22 protein-coding genes, 10 tRNA genes and 1 riboswitch are annotated in these 17,464 nt (G+C 49.2%); of the genes, 26 read left to right on the plus strand and 6 right to left on the minus strand.

Translation table 11 applies throughout. The features are described from left to right. Nucleotides 1-49 precede the first annotated feature (49 nt). Nucleotides 50-253 (plus strand): hypothetical protein, encoded by a 204-nt coding sequence (locus D3D03_RS10235; RefSeq protein WP_035387561.1) that lies wholly within the window; start codon nucleotides 50-52, stop codon nucleotides 251-253. A 46-nt stretch (nucleotides 254-299) separates the two neighbouring features. Here D3D03_RS10235 and D3D03_RS10240 read toward each other — a convergent pair whose 3' ends face one another. Both D3D03_RS10240 and D3D03_RS10245 read right to left on the minus strand, forming a co-directional pair. Continuing rightward, nucleotides 300-1,607 carry a Na+/H+ antiporter NhaC family protein gene (locus D3D03_RS10240; RefSeq protein ID WP_026831793.1) on the minus strand — a complete coding sequence of 436 codons (1,308 nt, stop codon included), beginning with the start codon at nucleotides 1,605-1,607 and terminating at the stop codon, nucleotides 300-302. 78 nt (nucleotides 1,608-1,685) lie between these two features. Continuing rightward, a riboswitch (SAM riboswitch) is annotated at nucleotides 1,686-1,789 on the minus strand. Nucleotides 1,790-1,857: 68 nt separating this feature from the next. After that, nucleotides 1,858-2,859 (minus strand): metal ABC transporter solute-binding protein, Zn/Mn family, encoded by a 1,002-nt coding sequence (locus tag D3D03_RS10245; protein ID WP_119923503.1) that lies wholly within the window; start codon nucleotides 2,857-2,859, stop codon nucleotides 1,858-1,860. A 175-nt stretch (nucleotides 2,860-3,034) separates the two neighbouring features. On the opposite strand from D3D03_RS10245, the gene D3D03_RS10250 reads away from it, so the two are divergent. After that, nucleotides 3,035-3,994: an alpha/beta hydrolase gene (locus D3D03_RS10250; RefSeq protein WP_026831795.1), complete on the plus strand. Its 960-nt coding sequence runs from the start codon at nucleotides 3,035-3,037 to the stop codon at nucleotides 3,992-3,994. 53 nt (nucleotides 3,995-4,047) lie between these two features. Continuing rightward, nucleotides 4,048-4,638, plus strand: coding sequence for a histidine phosphatase family protein (locus tag D3D03_RS10255; RefSeq protein WP_119923504.1), 591 nt, complete (start codon nucleotides 4,048-4,050; stop codon nucleotides 4,636-4,638). On the opposite strand, the gene D3D03_RS10260 is transcribed toward D3D03_RS10255, so the two are convergent. Beyond that, entirely contained in the window at nucleotides 4,635-5,120 is a 486-nt protein-coding gene (locus D3D03_RS10260) for a YwpF family protein (protein ID WP_026831797.1), read from the minus strand. The two genes, D3D03_RS10255 and D3D03_RS10260, sit on opposite strands and share 4 nt — an antisense overlap. 142 nt (nucleotides 5,121-5,262) lie before the next feature. Here D3D03_RS10260 and D3D03_RS10265 point away from each other — a divergent pair, with 142 nt between their 5' ends. Further along, nucleotides 5,263-5,592 (plus strand): hypothetical protein, encoded by a 330-nt coding sequence (locus D3D03_RS10265; protein WP_026831798.1) that lies wholly within the window; start codon nucleotides 5,263-5,265, stop codon nucleotides 5,590-5,592. A gap of 14 nt (nucleotides 5,593-5,606) precedes the next feature. Here the strand turns inward: D3D03_RS10265 and D3D03_RS10270 are convergent, their stop codons facing one another. Continuing rightward, nucleotides 5,607-7,058: a nicotinate phosphoribosyltransferase gene (locus D3D03_RS10270; RefSeq protein WP_119923505.1), complete on the minus strand. Its 1,452-nt coding sequence runs from the start codon at nucleotides 7,056-7,058 to the stop codon at nucleotides 5,607-5,609. A gap of 16 nt (nucleotides 7,059-7,074) precedes the next feature. Further along, complete coding sequence (locus D3D03_RS10275; RefSeq protein ID WP_028105499.1) at nucleotides 7,075-7,608, minus strand: cysteine hydrolase family protein; 534 nt, start codon at nucleotides 7,606-7,608, stop codon at nucleotides 7,075-7,077. A gap of 162 nt (nucleotides 7,609-7,770) precedes the next feature. Here D3D03_RS10275 and D3D03_RS10280 point away from each other — a divergent pair, with 162 nt between their 5' ends. From D3D03_RS10280 to D3D03_RS10290, 3 genes are read left to right on the plus strand one after another with little or no spacing between them, the layout of a single operon-like run. Then, on the plus strand, nucleotides 7,771-8,046 hold the full coding sequence (locus tag D3D03_RS10280) for a 4a-hydroxytetrahydrobiopterin dehydratase (RefSeq protein ID WP_026831801.1): 276 nt from the start codon (nucleotides 7,771-7,773) through the stop codon (nucleotides 8,044-8,046). Next, complete coding sequence (locus tag D3D03_RS10285; RefSeq protein ID WP_026831802.1) at nucleotides 8,036-8,530, plus strand: hypothetical protein; 495 nt, start codon at nucleotides 8,036-8,038, stop codon at nucleotides 8,528-8,530. The genes D3D03_RS10280 and D3D03_RS10285 overlap by 11 nt, the downstream gene beginning before the upstream one ends. 33 nt (nucleotides 8,531-8,563) lie before the next feature. Continuing rightward, nucleotides 8,564-8,827, plus strand: coding sequence for a hypothetical protein (locus tag D3D03_RS10290; protein WP_026831803.1), 264 nt, complete (start codon nucleotides 8,564-8,566; stop codon nucleotides 8,825-8,827). An 86-nt stretch (nucleotides 8,828-8,913) separates the two neighbouring features. Here D3D03_RS10290 and D3D03_RS10295 read toward each other — a convergent pair whose 3' ends face one another. Further along, entirely contained in the window at nucleotides 8,914-9,660 is a 747-nt protein-coding gene (locus tag D3D03_RS10295; RefSeq protein WP_026831804.1) for a rhomboid family intramembrane serine protease, read from the minus strand. Nucleotides 9,661-9,728: 68 nt separating this feature from the next. On the opposite strand from D3D03_RS10295, the gene acpS reads away from it, so the two are divergent. From acpS to D3D03_RS10390, 19 genes are all read left to right on the plus strand, one after another. Further along, entirely contained in the window at nucleotides 9,729-10,115 is a 387-nt protein-coding gene (gene acpS / locus D3D03_RS10300) for a holo-ACP synthase (protein ID WP_119923506.1), read from the plus strand. Beyond that, a complete protein-coding gene (alr, locus tag D3D03_RS10305; protein ID WP_119923507.1) occupies nucleotides 10,087-11,160 on the plus strand; it encodes an alanine racemase in 1,074 nt (357 codons plus the stop codon). Before acpS ends, alr begins: the two co-directional genes overlap by 29 nt. 140 nt (nucleotides 11,161-11,300) lie before the next feature. Beyond that, a complete protein-coding gene (locus D3D03_RS10310; RefSeq protein ID WP_012371670.1) occupies nucleotides 11,301-11,525 on the plus strand; it encodes a hypothetical protein in 225 nt (74 codons plus the stop codon). A gap of 3 nt (nucleotides 11,526-11,528) precedes the next feature. After that, complete coding sequence (locus D3D03_RS10315; protein ID WP_014971520.1) at nucleotides 11,529-11,879, plus strand: type II toxin-antitoxin system PemK/MazF family toxin; 351 nt, start codon at nucleotides 11,529-11,531, stop codon at nucleotides 11,877-11,879. Between the two features lie 202 nt (nucleotides 11,880-12,081). Beyond that, entirely contained in the window at nucleotides 12,082-12,408 is a 327-nt protein-coding gene (locus D3D03_RS10320; RefSeq protein ID WP_026827246.1) for an STAS domain-containing protein, read from the plus strand. After that, nucleotides 12,405-12,887, plus strand: coding sequence for an anti-sigma B factor RsbW (rsbW, locus tag D3D03_RS10325; protein ID WP_026831807.1), 483 nt, complete (start codon nucleotides 12,405-12,407; stop codon nucleotides 12,885-12,887). The genes D3D03_RS10320 and rsbW overlap by 4 nt, the downstream gene beginning before the upstream one ends. Continuing rightward, entirely contained in the window at nucleotides 12,853-13,650 is a 798-nt protein-coding gene (sigB, locus tag D3D03_RS10330; RefSeq protein WP_012371666.1) for an RNA polymerase sigma factor SigB, read from the plus strand. The genes rsbW and sigB overlap by 35 nt, the downstream gene beginning before the upstream one ends. A 66-nt stretch (nucleotides 13,651-13,716) precedes the next feature. Continuing rightward, nucleotides 13,717-15,837 carry a Tex family protein gene (locus tag D3D03_RS10335; RefSeq protein WP_119923508.1) on the plus strand — a complete coding sequence of 707 codons (2,121 nt, stop codon included), beginning with the start codon at nucleotides 13,717-13,719 and terminating at the stop codon, nucleotides 15,835-15,837. Next, nucleotides 15,834-16,274 (plus strand): SprT family protein, encoded by a 441-nt coding sequence (locus D3D03_RS10340; protein WP_119923509.1) that lies wholly within the window; start codon nucleotides 15,834-15,836, stop codon nucleotides 16,272-16,274. The genes D3D03_RS10335 and D3D03_RS10340 overlap by 4 nt, the downstream gene beginning before the upstream one ends. Before the next feature lie 149 nt (nucleotides 16,275-16,423). Further along, nucleotides 16,424-16,498, plus strand: a tRNA-Asn gene (locus D3D03_RS10345). An 8-nt stretch (nucleotides 16,499-16,506) separates the two neighbouring features. Continuing rightward, nucleotides 16,507-16,598 (plus strand) — tRNA-Ser (locus D3D03_RS10350). 49 nt (nucleotides 16,599-16,647) lie between these two features. Further along, nucleotides 16,648-16,722: transfer RNA gene (locus D3D03_RS10355), tRNA-Glu, on the plus strand. A gap of 4 nt (nucleotides 16,723-16,726) precedes the next feature. Then, a tRNA-Val gene (locus D3D03_RS10360) sits at nucleotides 16,727-16,802 on the plus strand. Between the two features lie 33 nt (nucleotides 16,803-16,835). Further along, nucleotides 16,836-16,911, plus strand: a tRNA-Asp gene (locus D3D03_RS10365). Between the two features lie 4 nt (nucleotides 16,912-16,915). Further along, a tRNA-Gln gene (locus D3D03_RS10370) sits at nucleotides 16,916-16,987 on the plus strand. Nucleotides 16,988-16,993: 6 nt separating this feature from the next. Continuing rightward, nucleotides 16,994-17,069, plus strand: a tRNA-Lys gene (locus tag D3D03_RS10375). 23 nt (nucleotides 17,070-17,092) lie between these two features. Then, nucleotides 17,093-17,178, plus strand: a tRNA-Leu gene (locus D3D03_RS10380). Between the two features lie 4 nt (nucleotides 17,179-17,182). Then, nucleotides 17,183-17,259: transfer RNA gene (locus D3D03_RS10385), tRNA-Arg, on the plus strand. A 19-nt stretch (nucleotides 17,260-17,278) separates the two neighbouring features. After that, nucleotides 17,279-17,355 (plus strand) — tRNA-Ile (locus D3D03_RS10390). The last annotated feature ends 109 nt before the right edge of the window (nucleotides 17,356-17,464 follow it).

The raw sequence follows: 17,464 nt of genomic DNA on the forward strand, positions 1-17,464 counted from the left end.
GAGAGCGAACAAAGTGGGTATATCCATACATGAAGTGAGGTGTAAAATCATGGCACGATCCGTTAAAAACGTACCAAAAGGAGTGTGGGCCGGACTGGCGACGCTGTTAGGCGCTCAAGCGACTTTCCTATTCCTTGGCGCCCGTAAAACCGGGCGTAATCCGTGGGTGTGGGGTGGCGCGGGGCTCGTTCAGTTCCCGCTTCCAGCCATCGCGTATTTCATTCTTAACCGGCAAGAACAGAAGAAAAAATAATCAAAAACAAGTCCGGTCGCGTTGCAGGCGGCCGGACTTGTTTGTTTTACGAAATATTTTCTTTGCGGACGGCAGTATTTTTCCGGCGCGGGAATCCGAAAAGAATCGCAAGGGATCCGCACACGAACAATAAGAATGGATAGAACAGATACGGAATCAGCTCCGGAGAAGCCGTTTTCGTCAACTCCGCCGCAATCAGCAACTGGGCGCCGTATGGGATGATTCCTTGAACCCCACACGAGAAGATGTCGAGAATGCTGGCCGACTTCTTCCGGTCGATGTCATACGTATCCGCGATCTCCGCTGCGAGTGGTCCAGCCACAAGAATCGAAATCGTATTGTTTGCCGTCGCGAGGTTTGTCGCTCCGACAAGCGCAGCCATGCTGAACTCTGCGCCGCGGCGTTGCGTGATTTTTCGAGTCAATGTTTCTTTCAGGTAGGCGATACCGCCGTTAAAGGTGATCAGACTGACAAGACCACCCATCAGTAATGTCAAAATCGAAATTTCAGCCATGCCCATTAATCCTTCGGACATCGACAGCACGAATCCACTTAAACCGAAGCTGCCGTCGAGCATACCGATGATTCCTGTCAAGGCGGTTCCGCCGATCAAGACGAGGATGACGTTGACACCGAACAAGGCCAAGACGATGACGGACAGATACGGAATCAGTTTATAAAACTCGAAGGCCTTTGCGTCGACGACATCTCCGGCACCTGAAACGAATGCCAAAATGATGACGGTCAAAATTGCTGCCGGAAGCACAATCAGGAAGTTCGTTCGGAATTTATCACGCATATTGGTTTTTTGCGTGCGGACCGCTGCAATCGTCGTATCGGAGATAAACGACAAGTTGTCCCCGAACATCGCGCCCCCAACGACGGCGGCAGCTGCGATGGCGACATTGACACCGGTCGCTTCGTGAATACCAAGTGCGATCGGGGCAAGTGCCGCAATCGTACCGGTTGAAGTCCCCATCGCCATCGAGATGAAGGCAGCGATGATGAACAATCCGCTCATTAAGAGAGACGGCGGTAAAAATGTCAGCGAAGCGTTGACGGTCGCTTCGATGGCGCCGATCGCATCCGCTGTTCCGGAAAACGCACCGGCGAGTAAGAAAATAAAGACCATGATCATGATGTCCGGATTTCCGGCACCCGTCGCAATCCGTTCAACGGTTTGATTGATACTGCCTTTGGTCGTCACGGCAGCAAAAATCAAGGCAATCAATGCGGCAATCAGAATCGGGAACTTATAAAAGTCGTCATAAAAGATGCCGGCACCGATAAAGAGGACCAAAAAGACAAGTAATGGTAGAAGGGCCCATTTGTTTGGTGTAATCGTCTCGTTCATAAAATCACTCCATTTCTGCATGTACAAAAAAAGACTCCTTCGCAAGAAAGAAGGAGGTCTTTACTGAAAAAGACGCTCTTCTTATCTCTCAAGCCGTAGCTTGCTGGATTTGGCACAGTACGATTCAATCGTCCGCTGCCGAAACATCATTGGGCCAGTCCCTCCGTCTCTCGCGATAAAAAGAAGTCATTTAATTGTCTGAAATACGTTTTCTACCGTAACGTATCTTTTAATGCATGTCAACACTACTTCACTGCAGTGCTTTTTTGAGTGTCGTGACATTTTCATTCATCAAGTCAAAATAAGAAGCGTCTTGTTGTTCTTTTGTGACGGATTCCAAGTTATGAATCGTGATGGCTTCAGCTCCGATTTCTTGTTGGATGACCCGGGCGACTTTTGGGGAAACCGTCTCTTCAAACGCAACATATTTTAAGTCGTGCAGCTTGGCTTCTTTGACGAGGGAAGCCAGTTCTTTTTGCGAAGGCTCGTCAGACGGTGAGATGCCAGCGATCGGCAGTTGAGAAAATCCGTAGCGTTCTGCTAAATACCCATAAGCGGCATGTGTCACGAGCAGTTCTTTTTTGGAGCCGTCAGCAACTGCTTGCTGTAAGTTTTGATCGAGCTCATCTGCCTGCGTATCAAATTCAGCCAGATTTTTTTCGAACGTCGCTTTTTTGTCCGGTACTTCTTTTGCCAACGCCGTCGAAATCGATTGGGCCATCATTTTGGCATTGTTCGGATCAAGCCAGACGTGCGGATCGTACTTGCCATGATCGTGTCCTTCTTCTGCATGCTCATCTTCTGCGTGCTCGTCTTCATGAGCATGTTCTTCGTCGTGTTCGTCTGCCTCTCCATGAACGTGTACCGTGGCGCTCGCTTCAAGCAAATCGATGCCTTTACTTGTCTCGATGAACTGGACATCGTTTCCTTTGAGACTGGCTTTGATTTTTTCTGAGTACGGCTCAAGCGTCGTTCCGGTCAAGAGGAACAGATCACCTTGTGCGATTTCTGTCAGTTGTTTTGAGGTCGGTTCATACGAATGGGGATCGGCACCGGGAGGGACGATCATCTTGACATCGACATCAGCGCCGCCGATTTCTTTGGCAATCGCCGCTGTGGCGAACGTTGATGTATATACGTTGAGTTTTTGGTCGGCGGCATCTTGATTCGAACCTGAATCAGATGATCCGCAGGCAGCGAGGAAAGTGGCGCTCGCGAACGCGACCGTTAAAGCGGGAATTAACTTTTTCATATGTGTAAAACCTCCAAGAAGTATTAAAACGTAATTATTCCGATTTGAACCTTTTCACTATAACGAATCCAAAACAAAGCGTCAAGTACAAGAGCGGGAAGAAGTTCGACTTCTAAAAAAATGGGGTAAAAGACTAATAAGATTAAAAATCGTGAGTATGCCCGGAGGTGATGAGGTGAGACGGGAAACAGCATGGTTGATGGGAGGGGCTGCGCTTTTGACGACGGCTGCTGCCGGTGCGAGCATCTGGAACAATTACGGTGCTCTTTTACGGTGGACGGAACCGGCGCTTCCGCTTGCGGAAACCCAACTGGCTCCAAGGACCGTTTTGTATAAAACGATCGGCGAGAAGGAGCTTAAACTGGATCTGTACTATCCGGTCGGTGAAGGACCGTTTCCGGTGGCCATTTATGCACATGGTGGAGCGTTTGTCAGAGGAAGCCGTGATGATCTCTTTTGTTTTACACCGATCGTGGAACGTTTTTTAGAGCTTGGCATCGCTGTTTGCAGTATCGATTACCGGTTGTTTGAAGACGGCAGTTACTTCCCGGATAATTTGGAAGACGTACGCGACGCCCTTTGTTTTTTAAATCAGGAAGCAGATAATCTGCGGATTGCACGGGGACGAATGGTCCTTTGGGGGGATTCGGCCGGTGCAGCGTTGATGTTGACGACCGCCTTGGCGCCGATGGAGTTCATCGGTGATCAGAAAGCGGAGCAACTCCCGCTGATCAGCGGCGTCATCGCCTTGTATCCACCAACGAACTTCTTATTATTCAAGTTCATCCAGACCTGGATTGCCCACATCAAATTTTATGGAGGAGGACGGGAAGAATGGCGTGCACTCATGACGCGTGTCTCACCCGCAACTCATTTGACCGCCGATTCACCGCCGATCATGCTGTTGCACGGAAAAAAAGATCCGATTGTTCCCTTTACGCAGGCGCTGCATTTCATTGAAAAAGGAGCCGATGTGGGGGCGGATGTCCGGTTGTTTTCGTTTCCAAACGGAACCCATTCACTGGCCAGCTTTGCGCAGACGGAAAACCCGCTCAAAATTGAACGGTTGCTCGACCGGATTGAAGCCTTCAGTTGCCAAGTCCTTGTCCTGCCACCTCGTGAGACTCTTCACTAAGTAAAGAAACATGATACAATCAGTCATATTTCTTTTTGAAGGAGACGAATGAGATGACAGAAATTTGTTTAGTGCGCCACGGTCAGACCGATTGGAATTTAAACGAACGGATTCAGGGGCGGGAAGATATCCCGCTGAACGAAACAGGGCGGTGGCAAGCCGGCTTGAGTGCGACGTATCTCGCACAGGAGAAATGGGATGTCTTGATTTCCAGTCCGTTGTCCCGGGCGGTCGAAACGGCGGAAATCATCGGCCGTGCCGTAGGACTCGAGCTGACGGAAACGGATGACCGGTTGGTCGAACGCGAATTTGGTTTTGCATCGGGCAAGCCGATCGCCGGAATTTATGAAGCTGTCCAAGCCAATGATACTGACCGTGTCCCGGGTCTTGAGACCGAACAGGAAATTCAGTCCCGTGTCTTCGCAGCTGTCGAAGAGTTGACACAAAAATATCGAGGAAAACGTCTGTTGATCGTCTGTCACTCACACACGATCAAAGCCGCTTTATCCTCGATTGATGACACATTCAGTTATCGGACACCGCTTAAAAATGCGTGTGCCAACTATATTCGTTTTTCCGACCGGTATGAAATCGACCGGATCAATGTTGCCGATCACATCCTGGACTGGACGAAACGTCCTTAACTGATTTTCGGATTTTCTTGTAAGTACTGTTTAAACGTTTCCTTGGCGATACTCGTGATATGGGCACCACGTTTGGAACGGCGGTCTTTATACTCCTGAATCAATGCTTCCCCTGTGAAATGATCTTCGACGACTTCGCGTAAGATCGATTCGGATAAGTCATTTTTCATCATCACCATTTTTCCGGTGAATAAATAAGAGGTGCCTTCGTTTAACGGTGTACACTCGAGTGGTGTGACGATCATGGCAGCCGGATCGTTATCCGGTCGTGAGATTGTGATTTCAATCAAGGCCCGCAGATTTTTTGCGAACAGTTCATCGATGATCGGTTGATCATGTTTTAAGACGACGATTTCAGCCACCCACTGGGCCGTCTGATCGGTACTGACTGTCAATCCGTCTTTGATCGTGACCGGAATCGTTGTATCCCGGCCGGACTCGTCCATCAAGATACGCAGTGTGCACAGTTTAAAGGTTTTCACGAAAACTCCTCCTTGCATGAATGTACGCAGATTTTCTCCAGTATACCGTGACCATACAGATGATGGGAAAGTTTTAACGAGGATTTTCAGGTGAACTATGTTTAAATGAAATTAGAAATCAGAAACAGGAGGACCGTTCATTATGCCGCAAGCACTTATAGGAGTATTAGGAATCATTGGAATCATTTTACTTGCCCATCATATCATTATGTATTGGCATGCTGAGCCAACCGATCGTCCGACGCTTGCTTACCGCATAGCGCTCCTGATTGCCTGTCTGCTTCTCATCAGTGGAAGCGACCACTTGATTAGTATTTTTTATGCCGATTCCTTGGCGGAGTTTGGTCAACGGATTACGTATATCGTCTTCATCGGAGGTGCGCTTGGTTTCGCGTGGTACTTTCGTCAACAAATGGAACAAGCGACAGCCCAAATGACACCAACACCAAACGAAACAGCCCACTTCAGTTGAAGTGGGCTGTTTTTTTATTTAATACCGCTTGCTGTACGTGTGTCGCGAATCATATCGAGCTTCAGTTTCCAGAGGCGGTCGCTGAAGGTGATGGCATAGACTTCCGGCAGGCGAAGGCGTTTGTACTCTTCCCACAGACGGCCGATCTGCTGTTCGTGAAAATGACGGCTCTCTTCAATCGTCGGGACGGTATAAATCATGTCGCCTTCCGTGAAGATCGGTGTCAGGAGACGTTCGACGTTGAAGTTTTCGATCCGGTTCCGGAACGACGGGTCCCGGACATCGATCAAATCGATGGAATCAAGATCGGTCGGATCCTCGTCCATTAAAGTGATGTAGTCCCCTTTAAACTTGTTCGTCACCCGGTCGACGATCCGGTACACTTCCTTGATGTGTGGTGTCGTCGTCTTCGCTTTCGAGGAAGAGACCTTGATGACAGGAGCAAGTTCCCCGTTTACTTCACGGGCGACCAACTTATAGACCATTCCCAGTGCCGGTTGTTCGTACGCAGTGATGCCGCGTGTACCGACGAGGAATGTGTTCGCCTGTGCTCCTTGAATCCGTAAATCCTGGATGACATACTCGTCCAAGTCACCCGACAAGACGATGTCGACTTCCGGGAAACCGGCTTCGTCAAGCATTGTCCGAGCTCGTTTCGACAGATAAGACAAGTCACCGGAGTCAATCCGGATCCCGCGTAATTTATGTCCTTTTGCCGCGAGCTCTTTCGCGACGATGATTGCATTTGGTAAACCGCTTTTGAGCGTATCATACGTATCGACGAGCAGTGTCGCCTGATCCGGATAATAAGCGGCGAATGTCCGGAATGCAGTCAATTCGTCATCGTGGAACTGGATGTCGGCATGCTCCATCGTCCCGCCTGAAGGGATTCCGAAGTCACGTCCGGCAGAGGCGAGGCTTGTCACGTCAAAGCCGGCCAGGTAAGACGCGCGTGTGCCGAAGTAGGCGGCGTCAATACCTTGTGCCCGGCGTGCTCCAGCTTCTAAGAACTTCGCACCCGGTGCCGATTGACGGATCCGGGCATATTTCGTCGCGATGAGTGATTCATGGTTCGCGATGTTGAGGATGGCGGTCTGCAGCAGCTTGGCTTCGAAAATCCGTGCTTCGATGCGAAGGAGCGGTTCATTCGGAAAAACGATTTCGCCTTCCTTGACGCTTGAGATCGATCCCGTGAACTTGAAGTTCCGAAGCTCATCTTTGAACTCGTCCGGGAAACCGATCATCTTTTGAAGGTACGTGATGTCTTCTTCCGTGAAATGAAGCGTCTGGACGTACTCGATGATGTTTTCGAGTCCGGCAAAGACGACATATCCGCCTTCAAACGGATTCGTCCGGTAGTAGACATCAAAAACAGCACGTTCATTGTGACGCCCTTCCTGCCAATAAATGTACATCCATCGCGGAAGATAGAGGTCAGTATGAAGTGCAAGGTTACGTTGTAACATGAAGACAGATCCCTTCTTATTCGCCGACGACGTCTGCGCCGAGCGATTGTTTGAAATGTGTAAGAGCCCAGTCGTGTCCGACCGCATTAAAACTCGCGACCGCATCCGCATGGACCACGATTTTATATCCTAGATTGTAGGCGTCGACGGCTGTATGCAACACACAGATGTCCGTGCAGACACCGACGAGGTGAACTTCACGAACTCCACGTTCCCGCAGGCGTAAATCCAGATCCGTTCCGGCAAAGGCACTGTAACGTGTTTTGTCGATGACATGATCCGCGACCCGTGCCATTTCGGCGACTTGCCCAAACAGATCCCGGCCGTGGGTGCCACGGATGTTATGCGGCGGGAAGAGTAACGTTTCCGGATGGAAGGTATCTCCTTCTTCATGGATGTCGTTTGCGATGACGACGTAGTCTGCGGACGAAAACTCGTCCATTAACGAGGCGATGCGACCTTCGATGGCTTGGCCGGGTTTCCCGCACGTCAATTTCCCTTCGTCAGCGACGAAGTCGAACGTATAATCGATGACAATAAGCGCGCGCATGAGCGTCTGCCCCTTTCTGTATGGAAGATAGTGTTCTCTTTCACATTGTACTCTATCTGCGCCGGAAGACAAAAGGAAGAAATCGGAGGGGGGAGGTATAAGAAAGCGTAAAAGTAGGGTATAAGGTATAGGACGAAAATAATTGTGGAGGAGGAATATGGCATGAAAAGGTTGAATGAGTATGAAGTGGAAGAACGTCTGGAAGGATTGTCTGAATGGCGCGTGGTCGATGACGAAATCGTCCGTGTCTATACATTGGATTCGTTTCCGGCAGCACTGGATTTTGTACAGGAGGTAGGTTCGGTTGCTGAGCACCTGAATCATCACCCCCGCATCATCATCGATTATAAAAAAGTTACGCTGGCGGTTACGACGCATGATGCAGGCGGTCTGACCGGCAAAGACTTCGAACTCGCGGAGGCCTGTGATGCCATCTAAACTTTCCATCACATTCGGTAGCGGTAGTTTTGTTGATCAAATTCGTGCGCGTGATCCACACATTCGTGCGGCAAGCGGAAGCGGAGAAGCCCTGTTGTTTATCGAGACAGATGGGAAATCACCTTTCCAAAGTGGAAACACCTATACATTGCTTGAGACGCGCGGTAATTTTCAAGAACAAGGCAGCTTGTTCTATTGGTCGGTTCCGGCCGATCGAAACAGCGGCGACTTGTTCGTCCATCAGGTCATGTCGAATCCGAAAGTCCTTGGCGCTGAATATGACAGCTTTCAGGCTGTCCGGATTGCCCGCGTCGAGCGTGGAGACGATTTGGTGTTGCTGATTCAGTTCGGCAATGACGGGGATGCGACACGATATGCGAAATCAGTTGAACGACTGACGGTCGACCAGTATGCTGAAGAAGCAGGGAAGTCGTTTGCGCCTTCTCCAGTCATGAAACGGTACCAGCTTTTACAACCGCTTTAAGTTACATTAAGACCAGTCTAGGGGGAATAACAGATGAAGAAGAATTACTTTTTAGCAGCAACAGTCGGCGGAGCGCTGATCGGAGCAACGTTATCGATGCTTCATAAAGACACGCGTCAAACACAACTCGCCGCAGTCAAACGGGCGTTTGGTGGAGCCGGGACACAACTTTCTGCCGTCAAACAAGATCCAAAAGGACGTTTTGAAGAGCTTCGTGCGCTGTACACGGACAACCAAGAAACGATCCACAATCTGATTGATGATGTAAAAGACTTGGCGGAATCGTTACGGAAATAAGAAATGAAAAAAGAACGAGCTGCCCTGAATTCCGACTAACGGAGATCAGGGCAGCTCGCTTTTTTTGTAGAGGCGTATTAAGTCTATTAAATGAAACGTGCAAGCAGACCGAAGACGGCGAAGGCGACGATGACATAAAAGATGATGCGTCCCGTCTGACCCGAACCGCTCGTATAGACGACCCGACCGCTTGCTGCCGACCGCTTGCCGACATTAAACGGACGCGTGAACGGAGCGGCACTTTTTCCAAATACGAAACCGGCAAGGAATCCGAGGACGAATCCATACAGGTGACCAAATACGGATACGTTTGATCCGAGCAACGTGAAGATGGCGGTGATGGCACTGAAGATGTAGACAAGGCGTGCGTCATCCGCTGAGATCACTGTCCGTTTAAAACGACCGAGATAGACATAAAATCCGAGCAATCCTAAAATCGCTCCGGACGCCCCGGCTTGACCATAAAAGGGTTCGTTGATTTTCGTGAAGTACGTCAAGACGTTGGCGAGCGTACCGACGAGAAGATAAAACGATGCGAATTTCGCATGACCGATCATCCGCTCCAAGGCAGGGGCGAAGATGACCAAGGCAAACGTGTTGAAGGCAATATGCCAGAAGTCATAGTGCAGGAACGTTGCCGTGACGACCCGCCACCATTCACCGTTGGCGATGAACAGATTGATGGCTGAACCATAATTGAGCGGTGAGAAGCCCAAGTTGAAAAAGGCATTCAACTGTTCGATGACAAACAGAGCGACTTGGATTAAAATGAACAACGAAACGACCGGATAAGAACGTGTGAACGTTTGTAGGTTTTCCGTTCGACTAAACATGACAACACCTCGCTTCCCCTTCATTCTATATGAAGACAGCGAAGAATAGAACTGTGGAGGCGTCAGAAATGATTTTTGGAATAGGACTGGATCTGGTTGAGCTCGAACGGATGCAACAGACACTGTTACGTCAGCCGCGGATCGTACAACGGGTTTTGACCAAACGGGAGCAGGAACGGTTTGAAACGTTGTCCGGCGTCCGGAGCCTCGAATATTTGGCGGGACGATTCGCCGCGAAAGAAGCATTCGTCAAGGCCCTCGGAACCGGGATCGGATCTGACGTATCATGGCTCGATCTCGAAGTGTTGAATGAAGCATCCGGCCGTCCGGTCATGACGGGACCGTTTGAGGGCATCATTCATCTCTCGATCACCCATTCCGATCAATATGCGGCTGCACAAGTCTTACTAGAAAAGAGGAGTTCAGATGTATCGACCAACGTGGATAGAAATTGACCGAGAAGCCATCGCGCATAACGTGCGTGAAATCAAGACGCGCCTCGGTGACCAGTCGATGATGGCTGTCGTCAAGGCGGACGGATACGGGCATGGTGCCGTGACGGTGGCGGAAATCGCTTTGGCGAACGGGGCGGACATGATTGCCGTCGCTTTACTGGAAGAAGCCATCGAATTACGGGAAGCGGGGATTCAAGCGCCGATTCTCATGCTTGAAGCCTTGCTTCCTGAACATGCGCCCGTCGCCTCAAACTATGATGTCGCAGTGCCTGTCTTTTCAGCCGACTGGCTGCGGGAAGCCAAACGACATCTGACTGAAATCGATCATTTACGCATCCATATCAAAGTCGACAGCGGAATGGGGCGGCTCGGCTTACAGACGCTTCAGGAACTGGACGAACTGCTTGCTGAACTGGATTCTGATTTACTGGAACTCGAAGGGATTTATACGCATTTCGCGACCGCAGACGAATTGACGAGCCGTTTGTTTGACCAACAGCAAACCCGCTTCCTGCAATTCGCCGAGCGTGTGCCGGGTATCCGTTACATTCATGCTGCCAATTCAGCCGGCGCGATTCGACTGGCGGGTCAAGCGCCATACAATATCGTTCGTGTCGGCATTGCGTTATATGGAGCGTTGCCGTCTGACGAAATGAGTGCTTATTATGAGTTCTTAAAACCGGCCTTTTCATTAAAAAGCCGTCTTCTGCAAGTGAAGCAAGTCGAACCGGGGCAAACCATCAGCTACGGCGCGACCTATACGGCACCGACGGATGAATGGATCGGAACAGTCCCGATCGGATACGCCGACGGATGGTCACGTAAATTTCAAGGATACTCGTTGATCGTCAACGGATATCCGTGTGAAATCGTCGGCCGTGTCTGTATGGATCGTCTGATGATCCGGTTGCCGGAAGAATACCCGGTCGGAACGGAAGTGACGTTGATTGGAGCAGGTGCACCGATTGACGAGGCTGCTCACTGGCTGGGGACGATCAATTATGAAGTCCTTTGTCAGTTTTCGAAGCGTGTTCCGCGGATTTAGTTTTTGAAATGACATCAATATGATGGCAAAAAAATGTTATTTGTTTGAATTTTGATTGTATTTTCTGAATTTGACTGATATATTGAAGTAGAAAGTGAGTCGTTCGTTAAGGTTTCAGTGAATCTGGAGGTGCCATTATCTTGGTCCAACAACGGGAAAAGCAATTTGTTGAGCGAAATGTAGCGAAGGAGACGATTGGGATGAAGTCGAACCATACGACCGAAGAACGCAAACGTCAGCTACGTGAGGAATTGAAACGTGGTTACGAAGAAATGGCAGCGATCAATTTATCAATCGTTGGCGAAATGTTCCAGATTGAAACGGAGGCGGAGTTCTCGCTCCTACGTCAAGTAAGCGGGGTGTAAGCTTTGATAGTCAAACGTGGCGACGTGTTTTATGCAAATTTGTCACCTGTGGTCGGATCGGAACAAGGAGGCGTTCGTCCTGTCCTTGTCCTACAAAATGATATTGGTAACCGATTCAGCCCAACTGTAATCGTGGCTGCGATCACGGCACAGATCGACAAAGCCAAACTACCGACCCATGTGGAAGTATATCGAGAGCGACACGGATTAGAACGTGATTCGGTCATCCTACTTGAGCAGGTCCGTACAATCGACAAACGCCGTCTAACGGATAAAGTCACGCACCTAGATCCTGACACGATGATGAAAGTAAATAGTGCCGTCGCGATCAGCCTAGGCTTGATTGATTTCTAGGCACTTACATATAACAGCGAGAAGAGTCGATACATCTGTATACGACTTTTTTTGAACATTTTTTTAAATTTTGGTTTAAAGATGTTTGAATGCGGGAATTACATCAGAGTGACCTTTTCTTTAAGAAGGGTTATCCCATATTATTCAAACTATATAGATAGAGAGAACACATAGCAGATTTTCCTTGAGGAGGAACTTGAAGATGGATTTAACAATTAAAACAGAGCAACTAGATGGTCAGACGCATCTCTATATCGCAGGAGAGATTGATACGTATACAGCACCGAAACTTCGTCAAGAACTCGTACCAGCCGTTGAAGCAAATGATGTCGTCGTTCATTTAGATGAGATTCATTATATGGATTCAACAGGTCTTGGCGTGTTTGTCGGTGCCTTAAAAGCTTCAAAGAAAAACGGAACATCGTTTACACTCGTCGGTGTGTCTGAACGCATTCGTCGTTTGTTTGAAATTACTGGTCTTTCTAGCATCATTACAATTGATAGTGGTGTACGAGGTGGAACGCAATGAAAAACGAACAACTTGAAATGACACTTCCGGCAAAACCGGAATATGTTGCCATCGCCCGTTTGACGGTTTCAGGCGTCGCGAACCGGATGGGTTACACATACGATGACATCGAAGACATTAAAATCGCTGTTTCGGAAGCCTGTGCCAACGCGGTTCAGCATGCGTATGAAGGCGAACAGGATGGATCGATGGCGTTGACATGCAATGTCTACCCGGACGATCGTCTTGAAATCATCGTCAAAGATAACGGTGTGACATTCGATAAAGACAGCGTCAAACGCCAAAGTGAACCGATCACCGATTCACACGATTTAGACTCTCTGCATGAGGGGGGACTAGGGATCTTAATGATTGAAGCACTCATGGATCAAGTCACGATCGAGAAAGCAAACGGCGTCACTGTCCATATGACAAAATATATGAATAGAGATGAGGTGGGTCAAAGTGCCAGCAAAGTCTCAACAACGCCATCACAGTGATGACGAAGTCCTTCGACTAATTGACCTATACCAACAAGATGACCAAGATGAGGAAGTTCATGCGGCATTACTTGCACGTTATTCAGACCTCGTCGAGGCACTCGCCCGTAAATTCTCGCGTGGTCGCCCGATCCATGATGACCTTGTTCAAGTCGGGATGATCGGATTGCTTGCTGCACTCCGCCGTTTTGATAAAGAGTTTGGCCGGAGTTTCGAATCGTTTGCTGTTCCGACAATCATCGGAGAAATCAAACGTTTCATCCGTGATAAGACGTGGAGCGTTCACGTGCCGCGTCGAATCAAGGAACTGGGACCGAAAATCAAAAAAGCCGTCGAAGAATTGACGACAGAACTGCAACGTTCACCACGCATTGATGAAATTGCAGCTCGTCTGGAAGTATCGGAAGAGGAAGTTCTCGAGACACTTGAGATGGGGAAAAGTTATCAAGCCCTTTCTGTCGACAGTTCGATCGAAGCCGATCAAGAAGGCAGTACAGTCACGTTGCTCGACCTCGTCGGCAATCAAGAGAACGGCTATGACTCCGTTGACCAAAAGCTGATTCTTGAAAAAGCCTTTGCTGTTTTGACGGATCGGGAACGTTCGATTTTGGAATGTGCGTATTACCGGAACATGAGTCAAAAGGAAACCGGGGAATTACTCGGTATTTCACAGATGCATGTCTCCCGTCTTCAACGCCGCGCGCTTCAAAAGCTACGCGAAGCAATCAAAGTGGAACCAAACGAAGTATTTTCAAAAGACTGATGCGCTGCATCAGTCTTTTTTTGTGTCCTGTCGATTCTTCGGTATAATGAAAACGAGGTGAGGAAGATGGAAAAGAGAATCGCAACAGAATTGAATTTACGACTAGCGCAAGTCAAAGCCGTTTTACAGCTGACAGAAGACGGGGGAACGATTCCGTTTATCGCCAGGTATCGAAAAGAACAAACGGGGGAACTCGATGAGGTCGAAATCAAAGCGATCCTCGACCGCCATAAAAGCATCACACAACTGGAATCCAAACGAGACGATGTTCTCCGGAAAATCGAAGAACAAGGTGTCATGACAGCAGAATTGAATCAAGCGTTGCGTGAAGCGACGACATTACAGCAGATTGAAGACTTGTACTTACCGTTTCGTCCAAAACGGAGAACAAAAGCAGAAATCGCACGGGAAGCTGGATTGACGCCGTTCGCTGACTTTCTGCGTTCGCCCAAAGCATACGATGAGGACCAATTCAAACAATATGTCGCGGCGCATGGGGAAGGCGAAGCGATTGCGGGGGCACAGGCCATCATCGCGGAAGAATGGGGCGAACAAGCAAGTGTCCGGGAGCATATCCGGAAGGCGGCGTATCGGTTTGCTGATATCGTCACGAAAATCAAGAAGGACGCCGTTGATGAGAAACGTGTGTTTGCCCAGTATTACGAATACAGTGAACGGATCCGTCAAATCGTGCCGCACCGGATTCTGGCCATCAATCGTGCCGAAGCTCTAAAAATCGTTTCGGTGAAGATTGTGTTGGAGGAACAGCAAATTCTTCCGTATCTGCTCCGTCCATTTAACCGGTTGGCGGAACAAAAACGCCGCTTGGTCGAGGAAGCCGTCCAAACGGGCTACAAGAAATCAGTGTTCCCGGCAATCGAACGTGAACTACGCAATGAGTTGACGGAAAAGGCAGAAAATCAAGCGATTGAAGTATTCGGGAAAAACTTACGTCAACTGTATATGCAGCCACCGATGAAAGGGAAAGTCATGCTTGGTCTCGACCCTGCATACCGAACCGGTTGCAAGTGGGCCGTCATTGATCCGACCGGTGAAATGAAAGAAGTTGGTGTCGTCTACCTGACGATGTCGGAACATAAAGCGCAGGAAGCGCGCCAAGTCTTAACAAATCTCGTGAAACGGTACGGGATCGAACTGATTGCAATCGGAAACGGGACAGCTTCCCGTGAGACGGAATCGTTTGTTGCCGACTGGATCAAAGGACATGAGCAGATTGCCTTTACGATCGTCGACGAGGCGGGTGCAAGCATTTACTCCGCGTCGGAAATCGCGCGCAGTGAATTTCCGGATTTGCAAGTCGAGCAACGCTCAGCAATTTCGATTGCACGACGTTTGCAGGATCCGTTGGCGGAATTGGTCAAAGTCGATCCACAATCCGTTGGTGTCGGGCAGTACCAACATGATGTCACGCAGACGAAGCTGAAAGAGACACTCGACTTTGTTGTCGAGACGGTCGTCAACCAAGTCGGAGTCGACGTCAACACGGCTTCCGAGTCATTACTCGGTTATGTTGCCGGCATTACGAAAGCGACGGCGAAGAAAATCGTCGAACGTCGCTCGGAACTGGGAGCTTTCGAATCACGGAAGGAACTGCTGAAGGTTCCACGCCTGGGAGCGAAAGCGTACGAACAGGCAGCCGGATTCTTACGGATTCCGGAAGGCAGTCATCCGCTGGACCGGACCCCGATTCACCCGGAGCAGTACAAGACGGTCGAAGCGTTGTTCAAGCAACTGGGCTTATCGTTACAAACGGTCGGGACAGAAGCATTACGCTCGAAGCTGGATGAGTTGTCTGTAACCGAGACGGCGCAATTGCTTGAGGTGGGGGAACCGACTTTACGTGATATCATCGAAGCCTTGCAACGTCCGGAGCGGGATCCCCGGGAAGCGCTCGATAAACCGTTGCTCCGTCAAGACGTCTTGTCACTCGATATGATCCAAGTCGGCATGGAGTTCCAAGGAACAGTGCGAAACGTACTCGACTTTGGTGCCTTCGTCGACATCGGCGTGAAGGAGAGTGGACTTGTTCACATCTCGAAGCTCAGTAAAAAACGGGTCAAACACCCGCTGGACGTCATCGCGGTGGGAGACATCGTGACCGTATGGGTGACGAGTGTCGAACCGGAACGCGGACGCATCGGTCTGACGATGGTCAGTCCGTCATGACGAATGAACAATTACAGCAATACGTCGAGCAGCTTTCGCTCGACGTGTTTGCTTTACCGTTTCGGCATAAAGCGGTTTTTAATGAGCGATTACGGACGACAGGCGGACGTTATTTTCTGACGGATCACCATCTGGATTTTAATCGGAGCTATCTTGTGGATCACAAAATCTTTCGTGGCATCGTCATTCATGAGTTGTGCCACTATCATTTGCATCTGCTCGGAAAGGGTCATCGCCATCAAGATCATGACTTTAAAGAGTGGCTACAGCGGTACGGCGGGTTACGATACAGTCCCCGTTTAAAAGAAAATGAAAAAAAGAATCACCTGTATGAATGCGAGAAATGTGGGACATTATATAGAAGGAAAAGAAAGATGAATCCGGAACGATACCGTTGCGGACAATGTCGTGGAAAGATTTTTTACAAAAGTAGTTGACGTTCATTTCGGAGCATGATAAATTATAGAAGTCGTCAAAACGACAGCAACTAAACAACTTCTCGTCACTAAAAACTTTTTTAAAAAAGCATTGACGAAGAGAAAGGAAGTTGCTAATATAGAAAAGTGTTCTGAAGCGAACGTCACGTTCCGCAATAGCTCAGTGGTAGAGCAACCGGCTGTTAACCGGTAGGTCGTAGGTTCAAATCCTACTTGCGGAGCCATTATCTTTGGAGATGTACCCAAGTGGCTATAAGGGGCGCCCCTGCTAAGGGTGTAGGCCGGGAAACTGGTGCGAGGGTTCGAATCCCTCCATCTCCGCCAGACCTCTTATGTGAATTTGTTACTTGAGAATAATTATCAGTTTTTAAATGGCCCGTTGGTCAAGCGGTTAAGACACCGCCCTTTCACGGCGGTATCACGGGTTCGATTCCCGTACGGGTCACCATTTTGGAGGATTAGCTCAGCTGGGAGAGCATCTGCCTTACAAGCAGAGGGTCGGCGGTTCGATCCCGTCATCCTCCACCATTTTTAATTTCATACTTAGTTTCACAAAAATGTGGTCCTGTGGTGTAGCGGTTAACATGCCTGCCTGTCACGCAGGAGATCGCGGGTTCGAATCCCGTCAGGACCGCCATTTTTGGGCTGTGGCCAAGTGGTAAGGCACTGGATTTTGATTCCAGCATGCGAAGGTTCGATCCCTTCCAGCCCAGTTTTTCGTGTCATTAGCTCAGTTGGTAGAGCATCTGACTTTTAATCAGAGGGTCGCAGGTTCGAATCCTGCATGACACACCATTTTAATTTTAAACTTTATATTTGCGGTCGTGGCGGAATGGTAGACGCGCTAGGTTGAGGGCCTAGTGGTGGCAACACTGTGGAGGTTCAAGTCCTCTCGACCGCACCATAGCGCACCCTTAGCTCAGCTGGATAGAGTACTTGACTACGAATCAAGGGGTCGGGAGTTCGAATCTCTCAGGGTGCACCATATTTTGTTTGCTTTTGACGGGCCTATAGCTCAGCTGGTTAGAGCGCACGCCTGATAAGCGTGAGGTCGGTGGTTCGAGTCCACTTAGGCCCACCATTTTTCAAAACAAACGATGACGAACTTTGAAAACTGAACGATGAGGCAAAAAACGTATCTTCGGATACAAACAATGAATGAAGCGCAAGCTTCGTCAACGTGACATCTA

The organism is Exiguobacterium sp. RIT452 (assembly GCF_003598705.1).
Taxonomy (GTDB): domain Bacteria; phylum Bacillota; class Bacilli; order Exiguobacteriales; family Exiguobacteriaceae; genus Exiguobacterium_A; species Exiguobacterium_A undae.

Excerpts from the sequence above, each read along its gene's own strand:
- D3D03_RS10340 (WP_119923509.1), top strand. The coding sequence starts at position 15,834 with ATGACGAATGAACAATTACAGCAATACGTCGAGCAGCTTTCGCTCGAC.
- D3D03_RS10290 (WP_026831803.1), top strand. The coding sequence starts at position 8,564 with ATGAAGAAGAATTACTTTTTAGCAGCAACAGTCGGCGGAGCGCTGATC.
- rsbW (WP_026831807.1), top strand. The coding sequence starts at position 12,405 with ATGAAAAACGAACAACTTGAAATGACACTTCCGGCAAAACCGGAATAT.
- D3D03_RS10270 (WP_119923505.1), bottom strand. The coding sequence starts at position 7,058 with ATGTTACAACGTAACCTTGCACTTCATACTGACCTCTATCTTCCGCGA.
- D3D03_RS10275 (WP_028105499.1), bottom strand. The coding sequence starts at position 7,608 with ATGCGCGCGCTTATTGTCATCGATTATACGTTCGACTTCGTCGCTGAC.
- alr (WP_119923507.1), top strand. The coding sequence starts at position 10,087 with ATGTATCGACCAACGTGGATAGAAATTGACCGAGAAGCCATCGCGCAT.
- D3D03_RS10280 (WP_026831801.1), top strand. The coding sequence starts at position 7,771 with ATGAAAAGGTTGAATGAGTATGAAGTGGAAGAACGTCTGGAAGGATTG.
- D3D03_RS10295 (WP_026831804.1), bottom strand. The coding sequence starts at position 9,660 with ATGTTTAGTCGAACGGAAAACCTACAAACGTTCACACGTTCTTATCCG.
- D3D03_RS10285 (WP_026831802.1), top strand. The coding sequence starts at position 8,036 with ATGCCATCTAAACTTTCCATCACATTCGGTAGCGGTAGTTTTGTTGAT.
- D3D03_RS10240 (WP_026831793.1), bottom strand. The coding sequence starts at position 1,607 with ATGAACGAGACGATTACACCAAACAAATGGGCCCTTCTACCATTACTT.
- D3D03_RS10245 (WP_119923503.1), bottom strand. The coding sequence starts at position 2,859 with ATGAAAAAGTTAATTCCCGCTTTAACGGTCGCGTTCGCGAGCGCCACT.
- D3D03_RS10335 (WP_119923508.1), top strand. The coding sequence starts at position 13,717 with ATGGAAAAGAGAATCGCAACAGAATTGAATTTACGACTAGCGCAAGTC.
- D3D03_RS10265 (WP_026831798.1), top strand. The coding sequence starts at position 5,263 with ATGCCGCAAGCACTTATAGGAGTATTAGGAATCATTGGAATCATTTTA.
- D3D03_RS10235 (WP_035387561.1), top strand. The coding sequence starts at position 50 with ATGGCACGATCCGTTAAAAACGTACCAAAAGGAGTGTGGGCCGGACTG.
- D3D03_RS10320 (WP_026827246.1), top strand. The coding sequence starts at position 12,082 with ATGGATTTAACAATTAAAACAGAGCAACTAGATGGTCAGACGCATCTC.
- acpS (WP_119923506.1), top strand. The coding sequence starts at position 9,729 with ATGATTTTTGGAATAGGACTGGATCTGGTTGAGCTCGAACGGATGCAA.
- D3D03_RS10255 (WP_119923504.1), top strand. The coding sequence starts at position 4,048 with ATGACAGAAATTTGTTTAGTGCGCCACGGTCAGACCGATTGGAATTTA.